Here is a 24,855-nt window from a genome sequence, read left to right as displayed (position 1 = left end):
CACATTAAGAGAGACAGCTTTAGGTGGAATCGTTTACAATATGGCGCATCTAGTAAGCGGTTCATTTTTTAAGAATGGTCTATATTCTTAAGCCTAAAAAGAGACGTAAGAATAGGATACAAGGGGGATTTATTATATGAATGGGAATACTGCAAAAAAAATAGAATTTCAAGCTGAAAATAATGCAGTGAAAAATGAGAACTATCTAGATCCTAAAAAGTGGCATAAACAAGATACTACTTGGGCATTGAGCCTTTTTGGAACAGCAATTGGAGCAGGAGTACTCTTTTTACCTATTAATGCAGGTTCAGGTGGTTTATTATCATTACTGTTAATTACGATACTTGCATTTCCTGTTATGTATTACTCACATAGGGCGCTTGCTAAAATGATATACGCTTCTAATTCTGCTGATCAGGGGATTACAGGTACAATTAGAGAGTATTTCGGAAATAAGGCAAGTATCATTTTTAACATAGTATATTTCGGCTCAATTTATACAATCGTACTGATGTATTCGGTTGCGCTTACAAATACTGCAAGTAGTTTTATCGTGCATCAATTGCACATGCCGGAGCCTCCAAGGGCCATTTTATCGCTTGTATTAGTGCTTGGTCTTATCGCTATACTAAATTTTGGTCAAGATATTACTGTAAAGATCATGAGTATGCTAGTGTATCCTTTCATAGCTTCTTTACTTTTTATCGCAATATCTTTGATCCCGCAGTGGAATACGTCAATGCTTAGTTTTTCAAGTGTTTCTACTGCTTCAACAGGAACAGGATATTTTGGAACGATATTGATGATACTACCAATCATTGTATTCTCATTTAATCATTCACCTATGATTTCATCATTCGTTGTGAAACAGAGGGCTACGTATGGAATAGAAGCTACTGATGCCAAATGTGCACAAATACAAAAGGTTTGTTATATCATGACATTCGTGGTTGTTATGTTCTTCGTCTGGAGCAGTACATTGAGTTTGACTCCAGAGGATCTTAAAATGGCAAAAGAGCAGAACTTATCGATCCTTTCATATCTTGCTAATGAGCTTAATTCGCCTGTAATCACTATTGCAGCTCCTATCATTGCTTTTGTGGCTATTACAAAGTCTTTCCTTGGCCATTATATAGGGGCATATGAGGTAATGCGTGACGTAATTATCAAGTTTGGAAAAACACGCGGAAAAGCTATCGAAGAAAAAACAGTTAAGACAATGATTCTTTCTTTTGTCGTATTAACATGCTGGTATGTTGCTTATGCAAATCCAAGTATTCTTGGAATCATTGATTCCCTTAGCGGTCCGTTAGTTGCTGCTATCTTATGTCTATTACCAATGTATGCGATTCGTAAAGTACCAGTACTAGCTAAATACAGAGGGAAAATGAGCAATGTGTTTGTCATTGTTGTAGGTATACTTACTGTCCTAGCAAGTATTAAGTCATTATTCTAATTCGTTATTGTTAGTTCAAGTGCTAAAATAGTGGGATATGAATAAAGAATGAAAGAGATTATGGATAAGATAAATCCACATTCGAATTTTAAACAAGTAATTTAATGAGGGTTAAACTCTAATATAAAAAGACATGAACAAAGATTAGTTCATGTCTTTTTTGTGTTGGCGTTATTACTAGAAGAGCGTTTAAAGTAGCGGTAGTAAATAAAATGTTTTTACTAGGTATTTGAATAGAAGTAACTGGCATCTAGTCAAACTCAATATTATTTTGGGTTTAACTGGTCACTGCTTATGGGCAGTATAAACATAATCTCTCTTTTAAACCTTCTAACACTTCTTCAGGCACTTCCTTGATTTTGATATCTTTACCTAGGAAAAGTAGCCAATTTGTTATTTCTGTTAATTCATCGAGATTGTTAACATTGATAAAAGTCTTTAGAATGGCTGTGGATTGGTAAGGATTAGTATAGGAAATAGAAATTTTTATAGGATGGTATTTTTTGAACTGGGCAATCGCTTTTGGACCAAGTTCAAGTACAAGGTTGATTGCCTCGTCCTTCTTACTTAGTTTTTCTAAAATTTTTTTCTTACTTAATCTCTTTTTCGTCGTATAGGGTTCGACATTGATGAGATGATCGACAGGGAGCATCTTCTTTTTTTCTTCTTTTATGTCAAAGGCTTCAATTATCCAATGGCTTTTTTCTTGATAAAGGTGTAGTAGATAAATTGGATAAGACTTGATTTCTTCCTCTTCTTTTACGGTAATCAATAAATGACTATCCAAAAGAAGGATTTGGATGAGTTTTTCTAACATAGGATGGGGGAGGTCAGAAAGCTCAAGTAGGTCAGGATTATGAGGGTTAGTTCCTTCAAAAAGCAAGATTTGATTTAAAAGAACAAGGTCATCCTGCTGGATTTCTGAGATGAGTCCTAGTAATTTTTCGGCTAAAGACTGACGACTCTTTAGATAGGGAAGTTGTTGATTTCTTGTGGCCATAAAGGCAATAAAAAGAGCTTTGACCTCATTATCAGTAAAGCGAACAACGGGCAGGATAGAGTTATGCATGACAAAATATCCTCCATCCCTGCCAACTTCAGCGACGAGCGGCATCCCCATGGCTTCAATTTCTCTAATGTCTCTAATAGCTGTCGATCGTGAGATGTTAAATTCTCGTATGATTTCAGAAATTGTAAAGTGGGAGCGGTTGTTAATGTACCGCATGATCGTATTAATCCGTTCAACTTTTTTCATGTTGGTCTCCTAAACAGTATCATTTTTTGACATGATTTAAAGATATTATAAACTCATCAAGTGAAAAGATAAATCGTTTGATTAATTTAAAAGTGAGGAAGGTTTTAAATATGAAAAATTATACAATAGAAGAAAAAGATAGCTTTATCGTGTTAGGTATTGGAACTGAACTTAAGAGTCACTATACAGACTTTGCGGGCATAAACAAAGAAAAGGCAGACTTTTGGCTGGCCGTCGAACAAGATGGAAGGTTGGACACTTTAAAAGCTTTAGCTACAAATGATTACATTTTTTCTGTGAGTGAAGCGGTGAATAACAAGATGATGTATTACGCTGGTGTCATGACAGAGGCAACGATACAAGAAGAATCTAGAGTTATCCAGTTTCCGAGGGGAGAATACCTAGTAGTTAAAGGGGAAGGCAATACAGCTGAGGAGCTAAGTAATAAGCTTACTGGTATTGCATTTGGTCAAGCATTAGCAGAAGTAAAAGATTTTTCCTATGTTGGTGGGCCAAATACAACAGTTGAGATGGGGCAGCGAAACGGCTTAGTATTTGGTGAAATATGGATTCCAGTTGTTAGGAAGTAAAGTGTTAAAAGGAGAGATGGAATTGTCCAATATAGTTGATTTTAAAAACGTAACTACAGCTGGCATGGAGTCTTCACCTGTAGCAGAAGCACTTGCTGGTTTACGTGCCCATGAAGCACGTTACTTTATGAATAAATACAAGCATGAATTTACGGTTGTACCAGCTAGTGAAAGCGAGAAGACTCTTGATTATGTGAACCGCATTTTGAAAGAAGAACGTGATATTGAGTTTGCGGCAAAACCTTTAGAAACATCGTGTTTTCAAGTGGAAAATATTAAATTTGCCTATGTCTTCTATGAGGATGGTCTTGCAGTCAACGTCATGTATACGTTGGATAACCCAAAGAAGCGGGCCGTTGGATTTAAGCTTTCTGAGGGAATGGAGATACCAACGGAGTTAGTAGAGAAGTTTAAGTTTGCTAGACAGAAGTCTAAACTTGCTGGAACAATTCGAGGTTCGTTTTTTGTAATAAAAGGAGAATATAGTGTAAGTTGAAGAATCATTCATTTGTTATATTGAGTTATTTTTTAAAAGGCGCGATTAAGGCTAACAATCTTAAATTGTTAGCCTTTTTTTACATAAGTATAATATTCATAGTCTGCTACACACTACGTTCAGATAAAATAGAACGAAAGGAAATTACTGTAGGGTGGTGGTGGCGTGAGCAAAAAAAGGCTATTTGAGTTATTCTTAGTAACTTTTGCTTTACTATTCCTTCATGTAAGCACATTTACTAATGAAAAATTGAATGATAAATTTGGTAACTTTACCTTCTTTGTTGTATTTCTCATGTTTTATATCAACGTTGCATTTATAGAACGGTATTTTGATGATATACAAAAGTGGATTCGAAATATCACATTTCTTCTTGCCTTGTTAGTAGTAACTTTAATATCACTATGGATAGGTTACTTTTAAAGCCTTATGATTAAGGAAATTTTGTTTTGTTATCTTTCCTTAACAACAAACAAGACGCCAACCAGATCATGGTAGCGCCTACTATAATATAATCTCTTTTCTAGATATGCCTTTATCAAGCATCAAAAAACTTAATACCACTTAGTACAAAAGCATCAGAACTTGGGCTATAACCAACTAACTTTCTTGTTCCTTCAATATCAATTCGTTTAAACCTGTTGTTAGATACACCATGTAAAATTGAAAATGGAGGTAAGTTCTTTGCCGTCATCGACTTTAAGAGAAGGTCCATAAAATCTTCTGGGCTTAAGTATGCACTCATATCTCTAGCTGTTAGTGGTTTACCATATGGATTATAATCATCATATGCACCTATACGAATAGCAAGACTTTGTAACCCTTCTTCATAAGCAAAATAAGAAGCAACAGCCTCTGCAAAACACTTACTTACCCCGTACATATTTTTGGGCCTCGTGGGTGAATAAGCATGTGGTTGATAATCCAAAGGATAGCCTTCAATTGTTTGAGCACTGGAAGCAACTATCACTTTGGATACATTATTATCACTAGCAGCTCTAAAAATATTATAGGTTCCCTTTATATGATTTTCTAATAAGGAGCCATAAAAATCAGCATTTGGTGAAGGATTACCTGCCAAGTGTATAACTATATCTATACCTTTCGTAAATTCTTGACAAGCAGCTAAATCAGAAACATCTAAATATATGATTTCATGATTTGTATCTTTAAAAGTTTCTAAAGCAGATAAGTTAATATCTGCTAGCCGTAACTGGTAATTCCCTTGCTTATCTAGGAATCTTGTAACATCTTGGCCAATCTTACCTGCAGCACCTGTAACTAAAATTTTTTGCATTTCACTTCATCCTTCCATAAAAAATACATCCCTTGTCAAGGGTCATATAATAGAGCATGCACTTATTGTATGTTGGTAATGGCATTAAATAAAACGAAGAAATATAATGGAGACATGAATAAAATTCATGAGGAGGACCATAGTGACTTTAACAAAATATGAAATATTTAACAAAGTGGCAGAACTCAATAGTTTTACAAAAGCTGCAGAAGTGTTAGGTTTCACCCAATCTGCTGTAAGTCATGCAATTAGCAGTTTGGAAAAAGAGTTTTCCTTTCCTTTATTTATTCGTAATCACTCTACTTTAACATTAACCAAAAATGCAGAGGAGCTTTTAATTACCGTTCGGAAAATTTTATACTATAACAACATGCTGAAGCAGGAAGTAGCCGCTATCAATGGGTTCCAAAAAGGAACAGTAAGAGTGGGGGTTTTTTCGAGTATTTCTAAAAACTGGATTCCTGGTATTCTTAAAAAAATGGAGGGAAAGTTTCCAAATATTGAAATCGAATTACTGGAAGGAAACTATGCTGAAGTTGAGAATTGGTTACAAAACGGGAGATTAGATTGTGGATTTATTAATAATGATACTTACTTTGAATCCTTTGAAAAATCCTTTGAAATCGTACAATTGAAGAGGGATCGACTTTTATGTGTTGTATCTAACCAATCCCCATTATGTAAGGAAAACCAAGTATCAATGCAACAAATAGAAAATGTACCTTTTATTATGCCAACATATCAGTGTTATGATGATATTCAAAAAATATTTAGGGAGAATAAAGTTAGCCCCAATATTCGATTCGAAAATATGAATGAATACTCAGTGATCTCCATGGTGGAGAATAATCTAGGAATTAGTATATTGCCAGAAATGATTATACCGACATCAAAAATTTCTTTTGCAGCAATTCCACTTGAAAGTGATAGCTATCGAACTATTGGATTAGCTATAAGAAAACCAACCTCACTCGCGACTAAGAAATTTTCTGAGATTACTAAAAGGTGGGTATCATTTGAATCAATTTAATTTTGCCAAAATCTGAGTTATTTAAACTGATATGGTTCTTCTTGAACGGAGCAGATTAATTCAATAAGCAATGAGAAAAAGTTATATATTATGTGTCGATGTAGAACTATAATATACAAAAATCAGGAGGTGATTATATAGTAATATATAAATTGTACGACAGAACACCCTAATAACTTTGACTAATTACTAAACCTATATGAATCTTTATGATGGAATTCACTTAAATTAACAAGTAATGATTTGGAACGAATGTGCAATCAAAGTTGATACGCCATACACATTTGATGAAAAATAATTAGTGGGTATGGGACGTGTTATTTCAGATGGTGTAATTACTGGAGTAGTTTGGGGAATATGCGTTCTATCAATCTATCTGTCCGAAGGAATCGCCGCCATGTACAAATCGCGCTGGGCAATTGAATCATTTTTCCGCTGGATTTAGCTGAATTTGAACGTTCCCGTATTGTTTGGCACAATATCCAATGCGTTGTTCAATCAGTTATTCACAGCTATAATTGCCTATGCTTTGCTGAAATTTCTTCGTGCACAAGGCCAAAAGACAAAATAAACGCTTGTCATTTGCAGGTTTCACACGCCTGTTTCTTTGTGAAGCCTTGTCAATTGAGTGGCAAATTAGTTTGAAAGAAACACTTGAATTCTACAGGTCGATAAATCAAGAAACTGTATTACTTTGGTTAATCAACATACGTGTTAATCTATAGTATAATGATTGCTTGAAATAATGCGGTGGAAAACAGGGAAAAGAGGGAACCGATGCCTACTATACTAGTTGCTGACGACGATGCGAACATTCGCGAACTCGTCTGTTTATTTCTACGCAACGACGGATTCGCAACAGCTGAAGCAGCGGACGGCAAGGAAGCACTGGCCGTCTACATCTCAACGAATGTCGATCTTGTCGTACTTGACATTATGATGCCGATTATGGATGGTTGGACGTTAAGCAAGGAGCTCCGAAGAGCCAATCCTGATCTACCTTTACTTATGCTGACTGCGAGAGGAGAAACATGGGAGAAAGTGAAAGGTTTCGAACTTGGGACGGACGATTATTTAACCAAACCATTCGATCCGTTAGAGTTGACGGTTCGTGTTAGGGCACTACTCAAACGATACAAGATTGGCTCCACGCAGACGATCCATTTAGGGAACGTCATCCTTGATCGACAGACCTATAAAGTGATGAAAGGGACGGAGTCGCTTACGTTGCCGCTAAAGGAGTTCGAATTGCTGTATAAGCTCGCTGGAACACCCGGACAAGTCTATACGCGCGTGCAGTTGATCGATCAGATTTGGGGTATCGATTACGCCGGAGATGATCGAACGGTAGACGTACATATTAAACGGCTGCGTGAACGGTTCGCGACAACACCCGATTTTCGGATCGAAACGGTGCGCGGGCTTGGGTATCGGCTTGAGGTTTATGAATGATCAGATCCTTATATATACGTGTTGTCCTGACATTTTTAGTCTCCATCATCGGGGGCACGATCATTTCTTTTTTGGTGTCAACTTGGATATTCGAAGATAAATTGAACGAAAATGCTCAAATCAACTTACGTAACTTTGGCCAAGACATCGTCCGGATTTACAAGACCTTTCCGTTACGTGAAGCGGACTTGTTCGTAAGTGAAATGAAGCAGCTCGATTCTTATTATATTCGAATCTACGAAGCAACGGGTCAGTTCAAGTCTTACGGTAAACTTCACGGACACAAACCTGCGCCTGTGACGATGGAGCAACTAAAGAAAGTATTAGATGGAGGTGTTGTTCAGGACACTCCTAATGGTATTGCCACGGTCCTCTTAGGGTTGCCGTTGAAAACGGAAATGGGAACGAAAGCGATATTTTTGGAAGCGCTCGCCCCTCCTTCAGCCTCTTTTGTCACAAAGTGGGCATTGGTCTTTGCAACATGTTCGTTGATTGCAGGAAGCTTATTGATTCTAGTTGCCTCTGTATTCCTGGTAAGACCGATAAAAAAGCTGACAAAAGCGACCAAGCGGATAGCATCTGGAGATTTCAACGTCAAGTTGAATATTAAGCAAACGAGTGAGCTGGGTACTTTGGCTCGCAGCTTCGAAGAAATGATGCACGATCTGCAGCAACTTGAGCAGATGCGCAGGGAATTCGTAACGAACGTGTCGCACGAGGTTCAGTCTCCGCTCACTTCGATATCCGGTTATGCTCTAGTGCTTAAGCAAGTTGACCTTTCAGAATACGAACGAAGCCGTTATCTTGATATTATCATCGCTGAAGCGAAAAGGATGTCCAAAATGAGCGATAACCTGCTAAAGCTGAGTTTTCTTGAATCGCAGTCAAAGCAACTGCGGCTCGTCACACTCAGCCTCGATGAACAAATCCGACGGATAATCGTGGCGCTCCAGCCACAATGGTCTGCTCGCGATATACATTTCGAGCTTGATTTACAGACAGTTAAAGTAACGGCTGATCATGACCTGTTAAATCAGGTATGGACGAATATCCTCAGAAATAGCATCAAATTTTCCGAGGATGCCGGCGTGATTAACGTAAGCATCAAACAAGATATCAAAAACGTGACAATCCTAATATCCGACACTGGTATTGGTATTCACCTTGACGACCAGAAGCGTATATTCGATCGTTTTTTTAAGGCCGATCGTTCCCACAGTCGTAAGTATGACGGAAGTGGTATGGGACTCGCTATCGTTAAACAGATCGTGTCGCTTCATCAAGGTGACATCCGAGTGAAAAGTGAACTTGGTCAAGGAACGACCTTCATTGTCACCTTGCCAATCACTACACCAACAGATTAGTTAGATTCATTCTCTATGCTACGACTCATATGCAAGCTTACTTGCATATAGAGCCGTAGCATTTTTTTTGGCAGTTCATATTCAGTTCATATTGTCGTCATGGTGAGTACATCTTCATTGGTTAAGTTTTCATTACAGGCACATGAAGGAAGGCAAACAGATCAGGACAGGAGAAGATGAAAGTGACACAACAAGAGGAAAAGAAAACGCTGAGGGGAATGAAAATAAAGAAAGTGCGAAACATCTTACTTAAAATCATAGGAGCAATCGTTCTAGTCATTGTACTTTTTTTAGGTATTGTTTATATCGTAAATGTGATGAGTAGTCATTCGGAGCAAAAACGAATAGTGCCCTACGGGCAGCACGTATCTGTAGACGGGAAAAACATGAATGTGTTAATTCAAGGCGAGGGCGAGGAAACGATCGTGCTCCTGCCTGGTTATGGAACAGCTACTCCAGGGCTTGATTTTAAGCTTCTTATCGATGAATTATCTCCATTTTACAAAGTTGTTGCGGTAGAGCCTTTCGGTTATGGATTAAGTGATGAAACTGTAAAAGAGCGAACCACGGAGAATATGGTAAGTGAAGTTCATGAAGCTCTACAGCAGCTTAATATTAACAGATACATGCTCATGGGCCACTCCATTACAGGCATTTATGGAATTGATTATGTGAACAAATATCCAAACGAGGTGACTGCATTTGTCGGAATCGATAGCAGTGTTGCAACACAACCGGGTATGGATATCAATTTCCCATTAAAAACGTTTGCATATCTCAAAAAATCAGGTCTCTTAAGATTGGCTATGAAAATCAGTGCTGACCCCTATGCTGGACTGGCATTTGATGAAAAAACCGTAGAGCAAATGAAAATGATTTCGAATAAAAACATGTATAATGACACAACCTTGAATGAGATGGATCATATTTCGTCTAATTTTAAAGGGGCTCAAGGTTTAATCTTCCCTAAATATCTTCCACTTCTTCTCTTTGTACAAGCGAATAATGAAGATGTAGCAGGATGGATACCTCTGCATGAAGGGCAGATCAAAGACTCGGTACATGGAAAAGTAGTAACCATGGATGGATCACATTATTTACACCATACCAAATTCAAAGAAATCGCTGAAAACGTTAGACTATTTATGAAAGAAGTAAAGTAAGTGTTCAGAGAAAGGTTCATTCGTTATTTTATGCATTTGTCTACAGTCTGCAAGACCATCATTTCGATGGTCTTTTTTATGTCCAAACAGTTGTATATTTCCAAACCAAGATTATACTTTCGCCTGAAAGACATTGGGTTTCATTTTCATATTAACTAACGAGGCAGGTGTGCGGCCGATCCTAGGTCGTATCATATAACGGGTGGGATTCCCGTCGAGTAAGAACTAGCCATTCGCTCGTAGCGAGTCTTGGAGGGCTAAAGGTAACTTTAGTCTTTAAGCGTAGACAGTTAGGTGGCGGATTTGCTTTACTGATCGTTCTATTCATCCTGTTAATCATTATAGGATGTAGTTGTTGGGGCGGCGGTAGCGGCGGATTCGGTTACTAAAAAAAGGGGCACTCATAAGAGTGTCTTTTTTCTCAATATAAGAACTCTAAGAATATGATATTATTTTAATGCAAATTCCCTTTTGTGCAATGAGATAGTAATGCCTAACAAAAAACCCACCTATTTCCGTAGGTGGGCCTTATCTTTATTACACAATATCAAAGTATACTCTCTTTTTCTCGTGAATTTTATGTAATTATACATATTTGTAAAAATTACATAAAATAAATATTACATGTAGTAAAATATAAATTGTGGACACGTTCTATAAAGCTGATTCTCCGATTAGAAGGCGTAACACATCTCAACCATATAGGTGTGGTGTGGCGTTGCTTTAATCTAGCCAAACAAACGATCTCGATTCTCTTGTATTTGTACACTAACAATCTGTTGAAAATAAATGATTCTGTTTTATAGGACGTGTTTACTTAATGTCCAATACATATTATTAAATTAAAGTGGTTCAAGTCGGAGGAAGGCACCTTAGGGTGTCTTTTCTTTATGGGGTCTCACCACATCGGTATCTGACTTATTTTTTATGTTTATCATGCAATTTTTTGTTGTTGCATTTATTGAGGAAATCTTTTTTCGTGGATTTATGCTCAAAATGTTGTTTTCAAAGGGGATAAAAAAATCAGTTTTGATTTCAAGTTTTTTGTTTGGTATCACCCATTTATTACAACTAATTGGTGGGCAGTCTATTAAAGATACCATTTTACAAATCATATATGCATTTTTAGTTGGACTTGTCTGTCCTTACTTATCGTAAATAAGCAATCAATTATTATCACCATTACTTTCCACGCTTTTAATAATTTCTTTAATTTTATGGGGAATGTTCAAGCCTCGTCGCTTTTTGCATATATTATTATTGCAATTTTATTCTTCTACACCATATATTTATGGAAACGTGCTAATAAAAAAGAGTGTATTCGACAGGAAATAAATATAGCAGTTTGAGTTGTGATATTACCTTTTCAGTATAGAGGGCAGCCTGGTACCACAATATTACCTTTAAAGGGGCTTGCTGCATGCTCATCAACTTAAGAGATTAATTATTCCCCTAAAATGAAAAAATACGGTATTCTTTCTGTAGAATCATAGGAAAGGATGGCGTTTTTTTCATTCTAGGGGGCATTTCTTTTTTATTAGCTTGATAGCGATGTGGCGGTACCCCATTAATAGAAAACTACTGCAAGAGTTATAGTTTTATGTTTTCATTTCCCTTTTGGCATTTATCTTTTAATCAGATGAATGCTTTTTTTAGTACATAATAAAAAAATAACCAGAAAAACTGTCACAAAATCCGTTTTTCTGGTTTCTCTATAATACAGGCATCAAATTGAAAGTGAGGTTTAAACTAACATGTTAACCATAGAAAATGAAGAAAGTCATGCTTCTGATATACCTTTTGAAGATTTATTTAAGCAGTACTATGCTTATGCTGTGAAACAGATTATATGGATTGTTAAAGATCAATCTATCGCTGAAGAGTTAGCACAAGAAGTGTTTTTACAATTATATCGTAGCGACTGGAAAGTAATTGAAAACATACCTGGATGGTTGATTAAATCTTCTACTATTTATACGCGTTGTTACTATACGCTAAGGAATAGTAATAAAAAGATGATGCCGATAAAACTATATAAAAACCAAAAGAATCCTAAGATGGGGAATGTTTTATGAAAATTAAGCATGGTAAACCTCCTTGGGTATATAAAGGATTATAATACATCGTTGGTCTATTTAGAATACTAACCATGAATTGGAGGGCATTAGGCATGGTTAAACTAATAGAAATGATACATTAAACGTATTTAATGAGTCTGCTAGGTATAAAGATAATTGATAATCATACAATGATATGGAAGGGCCTTTTCTAACGTGTTAGTTACCTCAACGTATATGTATCTCTTGGCGCCTGGGCGAGGGTGCTTTTTTTATTGCACATTATAATATGGACAAGCATAATATTATGTAACAGGACGAGTTCTTCGTGTCCTATTCAATGCTCAGGATAAACCCCAATTCACATTGAGAGCACCAATAGCGAGGGTGCTCTCTTTTTATTGAATCTACATTTATTTTTATGCCTAATGAATTCGCTAAGTGGATACTATTTCATGTAAAATGGTGATTTTATTTATATTCTGGATAGATTTCTTGCGAAATATGTAACTAGAGCCGTATTTAAATTGAAATATGATACGATAGTTGTATATATACATTTAGATGGTAAGAGGGGATAAAAGTTGATGAAAAACCATATAAAAGTAAATGGAAAACTCCTTCAAACAAATATATACAATTTTAATTTTTTTGGAGGCGTTCTTCAATAAGTTTTGCTTTTTCATTCACTTTTGTTGTATATGTGAAATCACCGTAACAATATGGATATCTAAAATTTTGTTTATTTCCACCACAAGTGTATGTAGCTGGATTCTGATCAACTTTCAACTTAGAAAACTGTTTAGCTGTATCTTCCGAGTGTTGTTTAGCTTCTTGATTGGCAATAAAATCAATATAGCCTGGCCCCATATTATAGCTTTGAATAATTGTATCCATGCTAACACCTTTTTCTTCTCCATATCTATACATTTGAACAAAGTGCTTTACCCCTTGTTTAATGCTCAAGTTTATCTCTTGGATTTCATTTGGCTTTAATCCAAGTGATTCGGAAGATTGCATAGGGTCGTTGCCCTCACCCCTACTCTCGTGGTACATAATTCCTAGTAAAATTGCTGTTTTTTCTCCCAAATTATATTTTTCTAATTCTTTTTTCATGATGGGCTCATATTGCAATAAACGTTCCTCGGTAGCAAACGCTTTATTTTTTTGAGTATTGGTTTTGTCATTAAAATATAGTATCCCGATTATTGTTCCTAACCCTAAAATACTAATAAAGAATAATATAATAGTTTGTACTTTTCTCTTATTCTTCAAATATTACTCCTCCTTTTACAAGAAACCCTATTTTCAATGGTGGCTGGTTATTAAAAAAATTCAATAATTCTCTATTTCCCAGCTTTTTTAGACTCGAAAATTTTTTTCTAAATGCTAAGTTTAATAGAAAAATTTAAAGATAAGGTAAAGATAAGATAAAGATAAAATAAAGTCCATTTTTTAGGGTATCCATTATGTGTTCTAAAGGCTCCAGATTCAAGAGATATATTATCTACATAACCCATAAGAGAGAAGGAGGTAAGCAAAATGTCACTTGAAACAGACATAATTCTTTCTTTATTAGATATAAAACTGTGGATGGCCCATCATTCGGAAATTAGTCGCTTAAAAATAAAAAAAAAATTAAAATCAGAACCGTACCTCAATAAGTCTTCAAGTGTTAATAAAAGAAAACTATATAAGGTGAGGGAATAAAGATTCAACACCAATGATTATCAATAATTGAAGTGCTAATGATTATAATAAAAAGAACCTTCAATAGGTTCTTTTTTATAGTTGGTAAATATGTTATCAACAATAGATGGTAATAAAGATAGAAATTTAGACACTTTTTATTAATGGGCTAAGTTTTCTTAGGAAGAAATCTATTTCTCATGACTGATCGCTAGATATAACAGGATATATCATTTATTAATTTTGGTGGGTGATTTAGCTTTTTGAGTTTACCACACTAAAATTTAAATTTTGTTTAGGGACAAAATGTTAAAGTGTTACATTCTGAATTAACAGAAAATTAAGACGGTAAAAATCCTATTAAATCTTTTATCAGGTAACTCATATTTCTTTGGCCTTATTTTCATGGTATTACCGAACGTTTATATGTCTCTAAGGGAAAGAAATACTTTAAGTTTTATTACCATCTAATGTTTGATTAAGATGGTAACATGAAAATAAAACGTTTACAACTAGAAAATAAAGAAAAAATATAAAAATTCGACTTTTTTCGACATTATTACTATGAGAGAAAGAATCTAAATTAAGTAAATCTTATATTTAGAGGGGATATTTACCTTATACATAACGGTTAAAACATTTGCAAATGTTTCACGAGTAATTAAAAACGTCGAATATAAAATTATATTGTGACAATTTTAAACGAACATACTTTATAATTCATACTTAGACCAATAAATTAATTACTAATAAATTAAATACGCTATATTTAATAGAGTATAATACGGAATATTTAACTTTAATGTTCCATATTATATATAATTATGAATCATTTAATATATTTGTTGCGGAAAATTTTGACATAAGATATTTTAAATATTAAGCACAGAAACATTTCAAAGAAAAAGAGCTATTTTAAAATGTACCCTAAAAACGTTTTTCCTAAAAAGTAGTAAGATTTTGCAAAACGTTTCTGTGCCTAATTAGATGAAAATAATATAATAAATTGTTTAAAAGAGATAAAAATAAGTTACTTTTATGGAGAAATATACATCTCATACTATTAAAATTATGTCAAATTGTAGTTTGCAAATTACATTTCAAAGTATAAAAGGGGCATTTATTGCAGCTCGAATATCTATTACTGATTTATTGCATAAAAAAGTAGCTGCACAAAAGTACAGCTACTTTTTTCTTGAAAACATTATTATGCAAATAGCATACTTAACGTAAACTTGCGCTTAACGGTACTTGTGAATAAATTGTGAAATTGCTGCTCTATGTTTCTAACTAACATTTTTGCACCAGAACCATATAAAAAGAGGACGAATAGTTACGTCTTCTTTTTATATGGTTATATTAGCTACAAAATAATATCATTTAAATAAATCTTCTATTATATTAGCAGGGGATAGTGATAGAGAAGTGTGTTCCTTTTCCTAGTTCACTTTCTATCTCTATATCTCCGTTTAATTCTTTAATAATACTGTACGCAATCATAGTACCAAGCCCAGTACCTTTTTCTGTTGTTGAATAAAATGGCAAGGCAATACGTTTTATTTGTTGGGAAGACATTCCTATTCCTGTATCAATAATATCAATTACAATATTATCTTTTATTTTTTGTATATTTATTTGTAATACGCCACCATTTTTCATAGCCTCAATTCCATTTTGTATGATGTTGGTTAGACATATTTTTAATTTTTCAGTATTAGCATTTATGTAAAGGGAATCTGTTGTAATATGCTGTTTTATTTCAACATTATATGAAAGAGCGAGTGGTGAAATATTATCTTTCACTTGATTTAATATGTAATTAATATCTAGTTCCTCTTTTATAATGTTTTGTGGTTTGGTTAAAGATAAATAGTTATTAATAGTAGATTGTATTTGCTGCATTTCAAGTAACATAATTTCTAAGTACTTATCTTGAGACATCTTAGCACTCTCATCTTCATTTAGTAATTGAGTGAATCCACGTACCGTGGTCAGTGGATTATGAATTTCATGCGCGATCGATGCAGCTAGTTCGCTAGCTATATAAAATTTTTCTGCTCTTTGCATTCTTTCTTTTATTTTATATTTCTCGATCATTCCTTCTATTAAATAAACTGATAATAATACTGTGAAAATATTTATGATTATATAATTGAATAAAAATTCAATGAGAGTAGAGTCAATTTTAACACCTGTATTTATTTGCGTTACAATACCGCAGATAGAAAGGGAAGTTGTACATATCAAAATAAGTAGAATACTTAATAATATCTTCTTTTCCTTGAAATAAGTAGGTGACAAGTAACGAAACATGATTGTAATAACAGAAATAATAGTAAAGATAATAAATGATGGGAAGACTCCGCTTCCACCTAAGTAAAATCTATAAGAAAGATATAAAACTCCAATACAAATAATGCTCTTTGTATTTCCATATAGAAAAACTAATATAATGGGAATAAAACGTAAATCATAAATGAACCCAGCGTGTAAATGAAAAGGAAAAGTCATACAAAAAATAATTGCAATGGAGGAAAGTACAGAAATTAATATATTATTACATGCCATTTTTTCTTTATGTTCTAGCCAAAATACTTGGTAACTAAGGATACAAATAATAATAATAAATGTATTTAATAATAGTGTAGGAATTCCCATAGTTTATACCTCTCTGAGAGTTTGTAAGTAGGATTATGTATGTGTTTAATCTAGGTGTTTGATTTTATTAGATTTTCTATCTTTAAAAAAGAAAAGGAAGGGCACTTGAAAAAGTGCTTTTTTACCATTTATATTAAAATCGATGAGGAAGATAGAAATAAAAAGTTACTTTTACTTATGAACAAAAAAATTGAAAGTAGCCCTTGTATAGGTAAAAGATAAAGCAAATTACAGAAATAGTTACGTTTCTCTGGAGTGAATATTCCGAAAAAACATTGTGTATGGCGAAATCCATTTTATAACCTTCGCCATATTAACATGTAACTTATTAAATTACAAAGAAAAAAATTAAAAATTATTATTTTTTTGTTATTTTAATTTATTTAAAAACGTAAAAGTATTCAAGAGGTTACCATTGAGATGCTAGGGTACTTAGACCAATATTCGAACTTAGTAATAACGTTGTTACTTTTTTACTAATATTCTTAATACTAATTTTAGTATAATTAATTGATTGAAAGTTCTAATAATTATCTACGTGCCCCTTTTTTTATATCATTTTATATTAAATACAATGATATTTATTGTCACATAATAATGCAAATTTCCAGTAAACTAATAGAAAAAATCCTATAAAAACATAATTTACTATCTTTTATATAAACATTGCAGGTGTAAATGCAATAAAATTTCATTATTAATACATATATTCAATCTGAAAATATCTGTTTACATATTAAAATATCTTTGTAGTGGTCCTTCATGCCAAGAATCGTTTCCGTACTCCAACTACCGTTATTCTAGTATTTTACCAAGTTTCTTATTTTGCTAAGGTATCCTAATATTGTTATTTTTGTGAAATGTAATGTTTTAATATTATAATTTATAGTGGTTGTTGAGAAAATAAATAATTTGTAAAAATAATATAATATTTGTAACTTTATGTCTTATAATATGAAATATCTTCGTTGTGATTATTTTAAATATTTGAATAATACATCGGATTCATTTTATCTAGGGAGGTTTTAAAATTGGGGAGAAGAGTTGTTAAAAGAGTTTTTGCATTATTATCAGTACTAGCATTATTCTTTAATGTGTTTCTACCGAAGGCAAATGCCGAGGTTATGACGCATGAAAAGTATTCAATGAACTGGAGTTATAGCAACAGTTTAGGTAAGTACATTCGAACTGAAATTATTAAAAATTCAAGCGGTCAAATTGCTTATTGTTTAACTCTTGGCTTAAAATCACCAAATGGTGAAGATCTTCCTGAAATGGGGAAAACAGATAATGTAGTATATAGGGTTCTATTAAATGGTTTCCCACAAAAAAGTATAGAACAACTGGGAGTAGCTAATAAGAATGAAGCACATTATGCAACTCAGCTTGCGGTTTGGAATGCATTAGGTCAACTTGATGTAAATGAATTAAAGCATGAAAATAAAAATGTTGAAAAAGCGGCTAAGACAATTATTAATGCTGCAAATACAAGTGAAGATACTCAAGATGTTTTTATGAATGTGATTCCTGCTGAAAAGCAAAAGGCAGAATTAAAGGGTGAGTTTTTTGAAACAAACCTATACACAGTACAAACAAATGCTAAGAGTGGTTCTTATAAAGTAGTAGCGAAAAATGCACCTAATGGAGTTAAAATTGTTAGTGAAAATGGAGAAGTGAAAGATCAGCTTTCACTTGGGGAAAAATTCCGTATCCAAATTCCTAAAGATACAAAAACAGGTGAATTTAATCTAAGTGTTGCTACAAATTTAACTAAAGTTCAAGCAATTGCTTATCGCGGTACTGATACTGTTCAGAATGCTACAGTGCTACTAGAAAGAAATGAGGAAAAGCTTAGTAGTGACCTTGCAGTAAATTGGGAAGCTGCTGGTTCTTTAAAAATTAAAAAGGTTGGGGAAAATGGAGAAATATTAGCTGGTGCAGTATTTGAAGTCTTTAATGCAAATAATGAATCAGTTGGAAAAATCACGACGGGTGCTGATGGTACTGCAGAATTAAATAACCTACCAATTGGTACCTACATAGTAAAAGAAATTAAAGCACCAACAGGTTATGTTTCAGGTGATAAACCACAAACTATTGAAGTTAAGACAGGGGAAATAGGAGCTGTTCAAGTAGTAAACAACAAAGTAAAAGGTAACATCGAAATAAAAAAACTTAGTGATTCAGGTAAGATGTTACCTAATGTTGAATTCACGGTCTTTACTGAAGATGGAAAAGAAGTGAAAAAAGTAGTAACAAAAGAAAATGGAATTGCAAATGTTGATGGTCTTACGTATGGTAAATATTATTTCTTAGAGACAAAAACACCTAATGGATATATTGGAAATAAAACAAAGTATCCTTTTGAAATTAAAGAGCACAATAAAACACTTACTTTTACAGTGGAAAATACAGAAGTGAAAGGTAGTGTGAAATTACTAAAAGTAGATAATGAAGATATCAGTAAAAAATTAGAAGGTGCAGTATTCGAGCTAAAAGATGCAAGCGGGAAAGTAATTGGGGAATATAAGACAGATAAAAATGGTGAAGTTAACGTCAAAGATTTAGCGTATGGTAAATATTCATTTGTAGAAAAGGCTTCTCCAAATGGTTACGTTCTTATTACAGAACCGATTGTGTTCGAAATAAAGGAACACGGAAAAATTATTGAGCTATTAGCAGTTAATCATCTTATCAAAGGTAATCTAGAAATTACAAAAGTTGATGTAGCTGATGGAAACAATAAGCTTCCGAATGCAGAGTTTACTATTTATAATGAAGCAGGAAAAGAAGTAGTTAAAGGGAAAACAGACGATAAAGGTATCGCGAAGTTTGAAAAGTTACCATTTGGAAAATACACATATAAAGAAACTGTTGCACCAAAAGGTTATGTATTGAATGAAGAAATATTCTCTTTTGAGATCAAAGAGAATGGTCAAATCATTAAACATATTGTCAAAGATGAAAAGATTCCATCAGTAAAAACAACAGCTACTGATAAAACCGATGGTACAAAAGAAATGCACACTTCTAAGTCTGTAACAATCCAAGATAAAGTGGAATACAAAGACCTACAAGTAGGTAAAGAGTACACTTTAAAAGGTAAATTAATGGATAAAGAGACTAATAAACCATTAGTTGTAAATGGTAAAGAAGTAACTGCTGAAACTAAGTTTACACCAAAAGAAGCAAACGGTTCTATTACACTAGATTTCACTTTTGATGCAACTGGTTTAGAAGAAAAAGAAGTAGTAGTATTCGAAGAGTTACTGAAAGACGGAAAAGTTGTTACTACACATGCTGATATCAATGATAAAGGTCAAACAGTTAAGTTCGTTAAGCCATCAGTAAAAACAACTGCTACAAACAAAGCTGATGGTGGAAAAGAGATTCATTCAAAGGATTCTATCACTATTCAAGATAAAGTAGAGTATACTAACTTAGTTGTTGGTAAAGAGTACACTGTAAAAGGTAAATTAATGAACAAAGCTATTAACAAACCATTATTAATTGATGGTAAAGAAATAACAGCAGAGACTAAGTTCATTGCAAAAGAAAAGAATGGTTTTGTAACATTAGACTTTACTTTCGTTGGTGCTGAACAGCAAGGAAGAGAAGTAGTTGTGTTTGAAGACTTATTGCATGAAGGTCAAGTAATTGCAACTCACGCTGACATTAACGATGTAGGTCAAACAGTTCGATTTGTAGAGCCTTCCATTAAAACAACAGCTACAAACAAAGCTGATGGTTCTAAAGAGTTAGACGCTTCTAAATCTGTAACAATCCAAGATAAAGTGGAATACAAAGACTTAATCGTGGGTAAAGAGTACGTTGTAAAAGGCAAACTAATGGATAAAGCAACAAACAAACCATTATTAGTTGATGATAAAGAAGTAACAGTAGAATCTAAGTTTACTGCAAAAGAAAAAAATGGTTCTATCACATTAGATTTCACATTTAATGCTTCTGCATTACAAGGTAAAGAAGTAGTAGTATTTGAAGAACTGTATCAAGATAATATTTTAGTAGCTATTCACGCTGAATTTGAAGATAAGGGACAAACAGTGAAATTCAAAGAGGTAAAACCGGAACAACCTAAACCAGAACAGCCGAATCAAGATAAAAATACTCCAACATCAGAGCAACCTAAAGAGCAAGTAAAAGAGCAACCACAACCTAAGAAAGAAATTCAATCTAAAATTGGATGGTTACCCCAAACAGGCGCTGACCTTACAAGTTGGATCTCTATGGCTGCAGGTGCATTATTGTTAATTGTTGGTGGAGTGATTTTCCTAAAACGTAAAAATGCATAAAAATTAAAAAATAAGCACATCTGTTTTTTTACAAGATGTGCTTATTTTTTATGTTAATAATTTAGTCCTATTTACAGTATTTTAATCTATTTGCTTATTTTTGAGTTGTTGTAATAATTCCCTGTTTTCTTTTCCTTAGCTTCCAAAGTGTCTGCTTCTAAATTCACTGTGAGACAAAATCCCTTAGCTATTTCAAAAGGTCTCATAGAGAACTGGGGGATATAATGCTCTTTTTTTACAAACTGTGTTCTTTCTGCCGTGATAAAGCAACAAATCCTTTCCTGCTATCATTATAGAGATAATTTTATCAAAAAAAGAGAGCGTTATCTCTTCAATTTAGATAAATGGGACACAAAGTAGTATGGTGTGACAGAAGTGGCTTTGGCCTTACTGAAATGTTAAAGGGAATTTTCATTCATATAGATTGTTTTAAAAAAGGTGCGAAGTCAATTCTATGACTTTGCACCTTTTTATTTCACTTGAACTTTGTTTAAGCGCGTTTATCTACTCATTGTTACGCGTGAATTGCGTTTAAAATCGACACTTTATTCGTAGTAAATAATACATAATTTTGTTTTACAGTTTTAATTAATATACGATCAGTTGTCCCATATGCTGTTCCGATACGGATTGCACTTGGTTCTTCAACACCGGCATAGGTAGCATCTTCGGTAACCTCAATCACATCACGTAATGGAATCGTGACCTCCGCAAATTGCCATGAAATAATTAACTCTTCTTTTGTTTTTTTGACATCAATGCCTAGCAGTATACCAAGACCTTTCTATAACAGAATGCTACACTTCTTATCTTATTATACAAATTTTTAGATTATTTTTCTACATGTATAAATAGAGCTGATATTTTAAGGGTATCAAAAGAACGGGAAGATATACTATCAATCTATTAAGGAATGCGTTATGAAGAAAAGTTCACAAGGAATTAATATGGATTTGATATGGTTGAAGTATGATGAATGAGTAACAGTAGGAGTTGCAGGAAGGAAATGAATGATGAGACTTAAATTAGTAGGAACCTTAACTTGTATAGTAGTAATGCTAGGTATCTTTATCATTTACACCAATATATCTATTGGTAAAGAACCATATAAGACAAACCATGAAACTAGTGAAAACTCCATAAATAAAGAAAAAAATAGTAAGCAAAATGGGACTTCAAATAAGATAGCAAGTTCCTTTGCTAGTATACAGGCTGTAGTAAATAAGGAATATGGTTTACCCGAAGACTATATGCCAGAGGATTTAGTTGTACCAAATGTACCGTTCTCATTTAGTGGAACGGTAGAAAAGAGTCATCTTCGTAAAGAAGCAGCGGAAGCGTTAGAAAAACTATTCCTTTTAGCTAAGCAAGATGGGATCCAGTTGAATGCTGTTTCAGGATTTCGTTCCTATGAGTATCAAAAAGGTCTGTATGCCAACAATGTTAAAAAGAAAGGGCAAGAGCATACGGATCGCTTCTCTGCAAAGCCAGGGCATAGCGAACATCAAACAGGGTTAACGATGGATGTTTCTTCTAAAAGTGCGAACAATGAACTAGAGCTATCCTTTGCGAATACGAAGGAAGGAAAATGGCTGAAAGAAAACGCGCATCGTGCAGGGTTTATCATTCGTTATCCTAAGGGGAAGGAAAGTATTACGGGTTATGCATATGAACCTTGGCATATTCGCTATGTAGGAGATATTGCTGAAAATATATATAAGGAAAAACTGACTTTAGAAGAATATATGAATCTGTGAAAATAGAATTGAAGAGTTAAACTGTATTCATTGTTTATGAATGCTACTTTTTCTATTAAAAAGCCTAATTTCTCAATGTTTTGTAGAGAAATTAGGTTTTTTTCATCACTTCATTAGAGTTTTTTAGGCTTCGTTCGTTGGTATACTTCACACAATATTATAAAGGAAATAGAACTTACTGAAGATAACATATGAATGTTTTATAAATGTATCAAAAAAGTGAACAAAATCGTTATTTTGCACAACAAGGTAGTCAGCTTAATGAAATAACTGCTTGTAAAAAAAGAAGCCCTACAGGAAATATTACAGGGCTTCACCAAGTTGAGTTATGTCGTATTCACAAGGGATTTTAACATGATATTTGTGTTGAATAAACTGGTAAATGTGTCCAAGTAATTTGGAGCTATTTTATAAAAAAAGAGAAGCGCTTAATCAGGACGCTCCTCTTAATGCCAATACACAATAACTATCCCATTATACTATATAAGCGTAAAATATTTAACAATTACCTTCATGGTAAATATTTCATTTTGTCTTAGTACCTTTAAATCACGAAAAAAGGTTCTGCTGTTTCCAACAGAACCGTTCCTAAAATGGCAAAGAGTAACTCTTACCTTACTCTTTGTTCATATACTACAGGAGTTTTAATGAAAATCCAAGGCTCCTTATATTGAGAAATAAAGAAGAATCATTATAAAAAATTTTATCTTTTTTCATAAATAAAAGAGCAGCTAGCAAAAACTAACTGCTCAATACAAGGAGATACAGAGAAAACTAAATGGATTTTGGCATACAGCCTATCAACATTATGGACATAATATTGATTTTTATTCGAAGGAATTCATGTTTTACAAATCAGATTATGATAGTCGATATTCTCCATATTGACCAGAAAAGAACCAAGAATTCTAGTGAAATTCCAAGTGTTCTTTTCCTAGTTTTTTGAAATTCTTTTGCTAAATAGCCAATAGCGCTAATTGCTAGAAGAATGAAAAGAATAAGTTCTAGTGTAACTGGCATTTGATCTACTCCTAATCCATTATTTTAATTTAGTATATAACGATTATAAGATATTTTTTGTGGTTAGTGGTGAGAAATTAAACAAAACCATCTCTTTACGAAAAAAGGTCCTGTTGTTTCCAACAGAACCTTTCCTAAAATGGCAAAGAGTAACTCTTACCTTACTCTTTGTTCATATACTACAGGAGTTTTAATGAAAATCCAAGGCTCCTTATATTGAGAAATAAAGAAGAATCATTTAAATTGTTTTTGAGTAGAAATGAAAATAGGGGTTTGCCTTAAACATTTATTATTAATCAAGAATATGAGTATAGAAACAGGCTTAAATTTTGTAATGGTGGAGGGGATTGTTGTGGACATAACTCAAAGTGTGGTAAGAATAGTGGTTAATGGGAAAGACCTTCCGTTCACTTCAGTTCAAACCTCTGCATGGAATCATAGACCTGTAAATGATTTAATCGTTTCGACGAATCAGAGAGTGAATGAGCTTTATCAATTCATGTGGTCACAAGTACCAGTTACGATCTCGGTGTATTTTCTTCAAGGGGCGGACTTAATGAGATTCGCTAGGATCGCTGGAATTAATGAACGTGTAACGGGAGAATATATATATCATTTCATTTGGGGATAAGAAGAATTCAAAGTAGCTTAACAGCTGCTTTTTTATTTTGCATAGAAAAAGGAACCATAATAGGCTCCTTAATTTGATTCAGAAGTTGTGTAGTTTTTCTTGATGATATCTTTTATGTTGATAATTAAGGATATAAGGAATCCAGCAGCTAGGATACCGTTTACCCAGTAATATGTATTCCCGGATGTAAATTTATTATAAAAGGAATCGATATTATAATACACTAAGCCTGCTGAAATGACGGTAGAGATTACTAACGTACCAAAACTTTTCATGACGCTGCCCTCCGATTCTGAAATTTTAGACTTTTAATACAATTATACATTTAAATAAAAAGGTTTACAAAGGAATTACCATAAGGAGGAGTTATAACGAGTTTCTTCCAATTGATGGTTTTTATTTTTGAAAAAATAACTATTTTATAAAAAATATTTTTTTGACCCCCATAAAATTATTTGTTCCTTCGAATATATATAAGTAGAAGAAAAAGCTAAAATTACCAAAAATATAGCGAAGAGTTATTCAAAGATTGCAGCTAAAATAGAAAAGAGCAAGAAGAACAAGTGGTATTGCAAAAGAAAACAAGAAAGTAATACAAAATACAGACTTCACTTTAGTACAAGTGGA

19 protein-coding genes and 4 pseudogenes are annotated in these 24,855 nt (G+C 33.5%); 17 read left to right on the top strand and 6 right to left on the bottom strand.

What is annotated here, in order from left to right; genetic code table 11:
• Positions 1-136 precede the first annotated feature (136 nt).
• Positions 137-1,456, top strand: coding sequence for an aromatic amino acid transport family protein (locus tag LCF45_RS16655; RefSeq protein WP_002128366.1), 1,320 nt, complete (start codon positions 137-139; stop codon positions 1,454-1,456).
• 292 nt (positions 1,457-1,748) lie between these two features.
• On the opposite strand, the gene LCF45_RS16650 is transcribed toward LCF45_RS16655, so the two are convergent.
• Positions 1,749-2,711, bottom strand: a complete 963-nt coding sequence (locus LCF45_RS16650; protein WP_002128365.1) for a helix-turn-helix transcriptional regulator — start codon at positions 2,709-2,711, stop codon at positions 1,749-1,751.
• A gap of 110 nt (positions 2,712-2,821) precedes the next feature.
• Between LCF45_RS16650 and LCF45_RS16645 the strand changes: the two genes are divergently transcribed.
• The 3 genes from LCF45_RS16645 to LCF45_RS16635 all read left to right on the top strand — a co-directional run bounded on the left by LCF45_RS16645 (position 2,822) and on the right by LCF45_RS16635 (position 4,220).
• The gene (locus tag LCF45_RS16645) at positions 2,822-3,301 is read left to right on the top strand and encodes a GyrI-like domain-containing protein (RefSeq protein ID WP_002014101.1); all 480 of its coding nucleotides are present in this window, start codon (positions 2,822-2,824) and stop codon (positions 3,299-3,301) included.
• On the top strand, positions 3,288-3,797 hold the full coding sequence (locus LCF45_RS16640) for a phage tail protein (protein ID WP_078178994.1): 510 nt from the start codon (positions 3,288-3,290) through the stop codon (positions 3,795-3,797). The genes LCF45_RS16645 and LCF45_RS16640 overlap by 14 nt, the downstream gene beginning before the upstream one ends.
• A gap of 165 nt (positions 3,798-3,962) precedes the next feature.
• Complete coding sequence (locus tag LCF45_RS16635) at positions 3,963-4,220, top strand: DUF3963 domain-containing protein (RefSeq protein ID WP_002128363.1); 258 nt, start codon at positions 3,963-3,965, stop codon at positions 4,218-4,220.
• Between the two features lie 115 nt (positions 4,221-4,335).
• Here LCF45_RS16635 and LCF45_RS16630 read toward each other — a convergent pair whose 3' ends face one another.
• Entirely contained in the window at positions 4,336-5,094 is a 759-nt protein-coding gene (locus tag LCF45_RS16630; protein ID WP_002128362.1) for an NAD-dependent epimerase/dehydratase family protein, read from the bottom strand.
• Between the two features lie 142 nt (positions 5,095-5,236).
• Here LCF45_RS16630 and LCF45_RS16625 point away from each other — a divergent pair, with 142 nt between their 5' ends.
• The 8 genes and pseudogenes from LCF45_RS16625 to LCF45_RS16590 all read left to right on the top strand — a co-directional run.
• Positions 5,237-6,124: a LysR substrate-binding domain-containing protein gene (locus tag LCF45_RS16625; RefSeq protein WP_002128361.1), complete on the top strand. Its 888-nt coding sequence runs from the start codon at positions 5,237-5,239 to the stop codon at positions 6,122-6,124.
• A gap of 147 nt (positions 6,125-6,271) precedes the next feature.
• Positions 6,272-6,515, top strand: a pseudogene (locus LCF45_RS16620) (GNAT family N-acetyltransferase); the annotation flags it as partial.
• A gap of 386 nt (positions 6,516-6,901) precedes the next feature.
• Positions 6,902-7,576, top strand: coding sequence for a response regulator transcription factor (locus LCF45_RS16615; protein ID WP_001142154.1), 675 nt, complete (start codon positions 6,902-6,904; stop codon positions 7,574-7,576).
• Positions 7,573-8,940 (top strand): sensor histidine kinase, encoded by a 1,368-nt coding sequence (locus LCF45_RS16610; RefSeq protein WP_002128359.1) that lies wholly within the window; start codon positions 7,573-7,575, stop codon positions 8,938-8,940. The genes LCF45_RS16615 and LCF45_RS16610 overlap by 4 nt, the downstream gene beginning before the upstream one ends.
• Positions 8,941-9,122: 182 nt before the next feature.
• Positions 9,123-10,103 carry an alpha/beta hydrolase gene (locus LCF45_RS16605; protein WP_002128358.1) on the top strand — a complete coding sequence of 327 codons (981 nt, stop codon included), beginning with the start codon at positions 9,123-9,125 and terminating at the stop codon, positions 10,101-10,103.
• 293 nt (positions 10,104-10,396) lie between these two features.
• Positions 10,397-10,492: pseudogene (locus LCF45_RS16600) on the top strand (YjcZ family sporulation protein); the annotation flags it as partial.
• Positions 10,493-11,003: 511 nt separating this feature from the next.
• A pseudogene (locus LCF45_RS16595) lies at positions 11,004-11,452 on the top strand (CPBP family intramembrane glutamic endopeptidase); the annotation flags it as partial.
• 405 nt (positions 11,453-11,857) lie between these two features.
• Positions 11,858-12,073, top strand: a pseudogene (locus LCF45_RS16590) (hypothetical protein); the annotation flags it as partial.
• Between the two features lie 729 nt (positions 12,074-12,802).
• Here the strand turns inward: LCF45_RS16590 and LCF45_RS16585 are convergent.
• Positions 12,803-13,435: a lysozyme family protein gene (locus LCF45_RS16585; RefSeq protein ID WP_002035240.1), complete on the bottom strand. Its 633-nt coding sequence runs from the start codon at positions 13,433-13,435 to the stop codon at positions 12,803-12,805.
• Positions 13,436-13,702: 267 nt separating this feature from the next.
• Here LCF45_RS16585 and LCF45_RS16580 point away from each other — a divergent pair, with 267 nt between their 5' ends.
• Together LCF45_RS16580 and LCF45_RS16575 are read left to right on the top strand one after the other, a co-directional pair.
• On the top strand, positions 13,703-13,870 hold the full coding sequence (locus LCF45_RS16580; RefSeq protein WP_002137499.1) for a hypothetical protein: 168 nt from the start codon (positions 13,703-13,705) through the stop codon (positions 13,868-13,870).
• A 1,017-nt stretch (positions 13,871-14,887) separates the two neighbouring features.
• Positions 14,888-15,082, top strand: a complete 195-nt coding sequence (locus tag LCF45_RS16575) for a hypothetical protein (RefSeq protein WP_078203377.1) — start codon at positions 14,888-14,890, stop codon at positions 15,080-15,082.
• 168 nt (positions 15,083-15,250) lie between these two features.
• On the opposite strand, the gene LCF45_RS16570 is transcribed toward LCF45_RS16575, so the two are convergent.
• The gene (locus LCF45_RS16570; RefSeq protein WP_002066319.1) at positions 15,251-16,507 is read right to left on the bottom strand and encodes an ATP-binding protein; all 1,257 of its coding nucleotides are present in this window, start codon (positions 16,505-16,507) and stop codon (positions 15,251-15,253) included.
• A gap of 1,031 nt (positions 16,508-17,538) precedes the next feature.
• Here LCF45_RS16570 and LCF45_RS16565 point away from each other — a divergent pair.
• Positions 17,539-20,820, top strand: a complete 3,282-nt coding sequence (locus tag LCF45_RS16565) for a VaFE repeat-containing surface-anchored protein (RefSeq protein WP_078203376.1) — start codon at positions 17,539-17,541, stop codon at positions 20,818-20,820.
• 514 nt (positions 20,821-21,334) lie between these two features.
• Here the strand turns inward: LCF45_RS16565 and LCF45_RS16560 are convergent.
• Complete coding sequence (locus LCF45_RS16560; protein WP_002128348.1) at positions 21,335-21,589, bottom strand: SunI/YnzG family protein; 255 nt, start codon at positions 21,587-21,589, stop codon at positions 21,335-21,337.
• Positions 21,590-21,833: 244 nt separating this feature from the next.
• On the opposite strand from LCF45_RS16560, the gene LCF45_RS16555 reads away from it, so the two are divergent.
• Positions 21,834-22,577, top strand: coding sequence for a M15 family metallopeptidase (locus tag LCF45_RS16555; protein WP_033709884.1), 744 nt, complete (start codon positions 21,834-21,836; stop codon positions 22,575-22,577).
• 1,279 nt (positions 22,578-23,856) lie between these two features.
• Positions 23,857-24,228 carry a hypothetical protein gene (locus LCF45_RS16550; RefSeq protein ID WP_078203925.1) on the top strand — a complete coding sequence of 124 codons (372 nt, stop codon included), beginning with the start codon at positions 23,857-23,859 and terminating at the stop codon, positions 24,226-24,228.
• 68 nt (positions 24,229-24,296) lie between these two features.
• Here LCF45_RS16550 and LCF45_RS16545 read toward each other — a convergent pair whose 3' ends face one another.
• A complete protein-coding gene (locus LCF45_RS16545; protein WP_000834521.1) occupies positions 24,297-24,503 on the bottom strand; it encodes a hypothetical protein in 207 nt (68 codons plus the stop codon).
• Positions 24,504-24,855: the final 352 nt, after the last annotated feature.

This window comes from Bacillus sp. 41-22 (assembly GCF_025809295.1).
Lineage (GTDB): Bacteria > Bacillota > Bacilli > Bacillales > Bacillaceae_G > Bacillus_A > Bacillus_A mycoides.
The sequence above is the reverse complement of the archived record's forward strand: the minus strand, read 5'-3'. Positions and strand labels throughout refer to the sequence as shown.

Bases quoted from the DNA above. Each gene is read 5' to 3' on its own strand.
- LCF45_RS16655 (WP_002128366.1), top strand. From the start codon at position 137: ATGAATGGGAATACTGCAAAAAAAATAGAATTTCAAGCTGAAAATAAT.
- LCF45_RS16650 (WP_002128365.1), bottom strand. From the start codon at position 2,711: ATGAAAAAAGTTGAACGGATTAATACGATCATGCGGTACATTAACAAC.
- LCF45_RS16645 (WP_002014101.1), top strand. From the start codon at position 2,822: ATGAAAAATTATACAATAGAAGAAAAAGATAGCTTTATCGTGTTAGGT.
- LCF45_RS16630 (WP_002128362.1), bottom strand. From the start codon at position 5,094: ATGCAAAAAATTTTAGTTACAGGTGCTGCAGGTAAGATTGGCCAAGAT.
- LCF45_RS16615 (WP_001142154.1), top strand. From the start codon at position 6,902: ATGCCTACTATACTAGTTGCTGACGACGATGCGAACATTCGCGAACTC.
- LCF45_RS16610 (WP_002128359.1), top strand. From the start codon at position 7,573: ATGATCAGATCCTTATATATACGTGTTGTCCTGACATTTTTAGTCTCC.
- LCF45_RS16580 (WP_002137499.1), top strand. From the start codon at position 13,703: ATGTCACTTGAAACAGACATAATTCTTTCTTTATTAGATATAAAACTG.
- LCF45_RS16575 (WP_078203377.1), top strand. From the start codon at position 14,888: ATGGAGAAATATACATCTCATACTATTAAAATTATGTCAAATTGTAGT.
- LCF45_RS16570 (WP_002066319.1), bottom strand. From the start codon at position 16,507: ATGGGAATTCCTACACTATTATTAAATACATTTATTATTATTATTTGT.
- LCF45_RS16555 (WP_033709884.1), top strand. From the start codon at position 21,834: ATGAGACTTAAATTAGTAGGAACCTTAACTTGTATAGTAGTAATGCTA.
- LCF45_RS16550 (WP_078203925.1), top strand. From the start codon at position 23,857: ATGAAAATAGGGGTTTGCCTTAAACATTTATTATTAATCAAGAATATG.
- LCF45_RS16545 (WP_000834521.1), bottom strand. From the start codon at position 24,503: ATGAAAAGTTTTGGTACGTTAGTAATCTCTACCGTCATTTCAGCAGGC.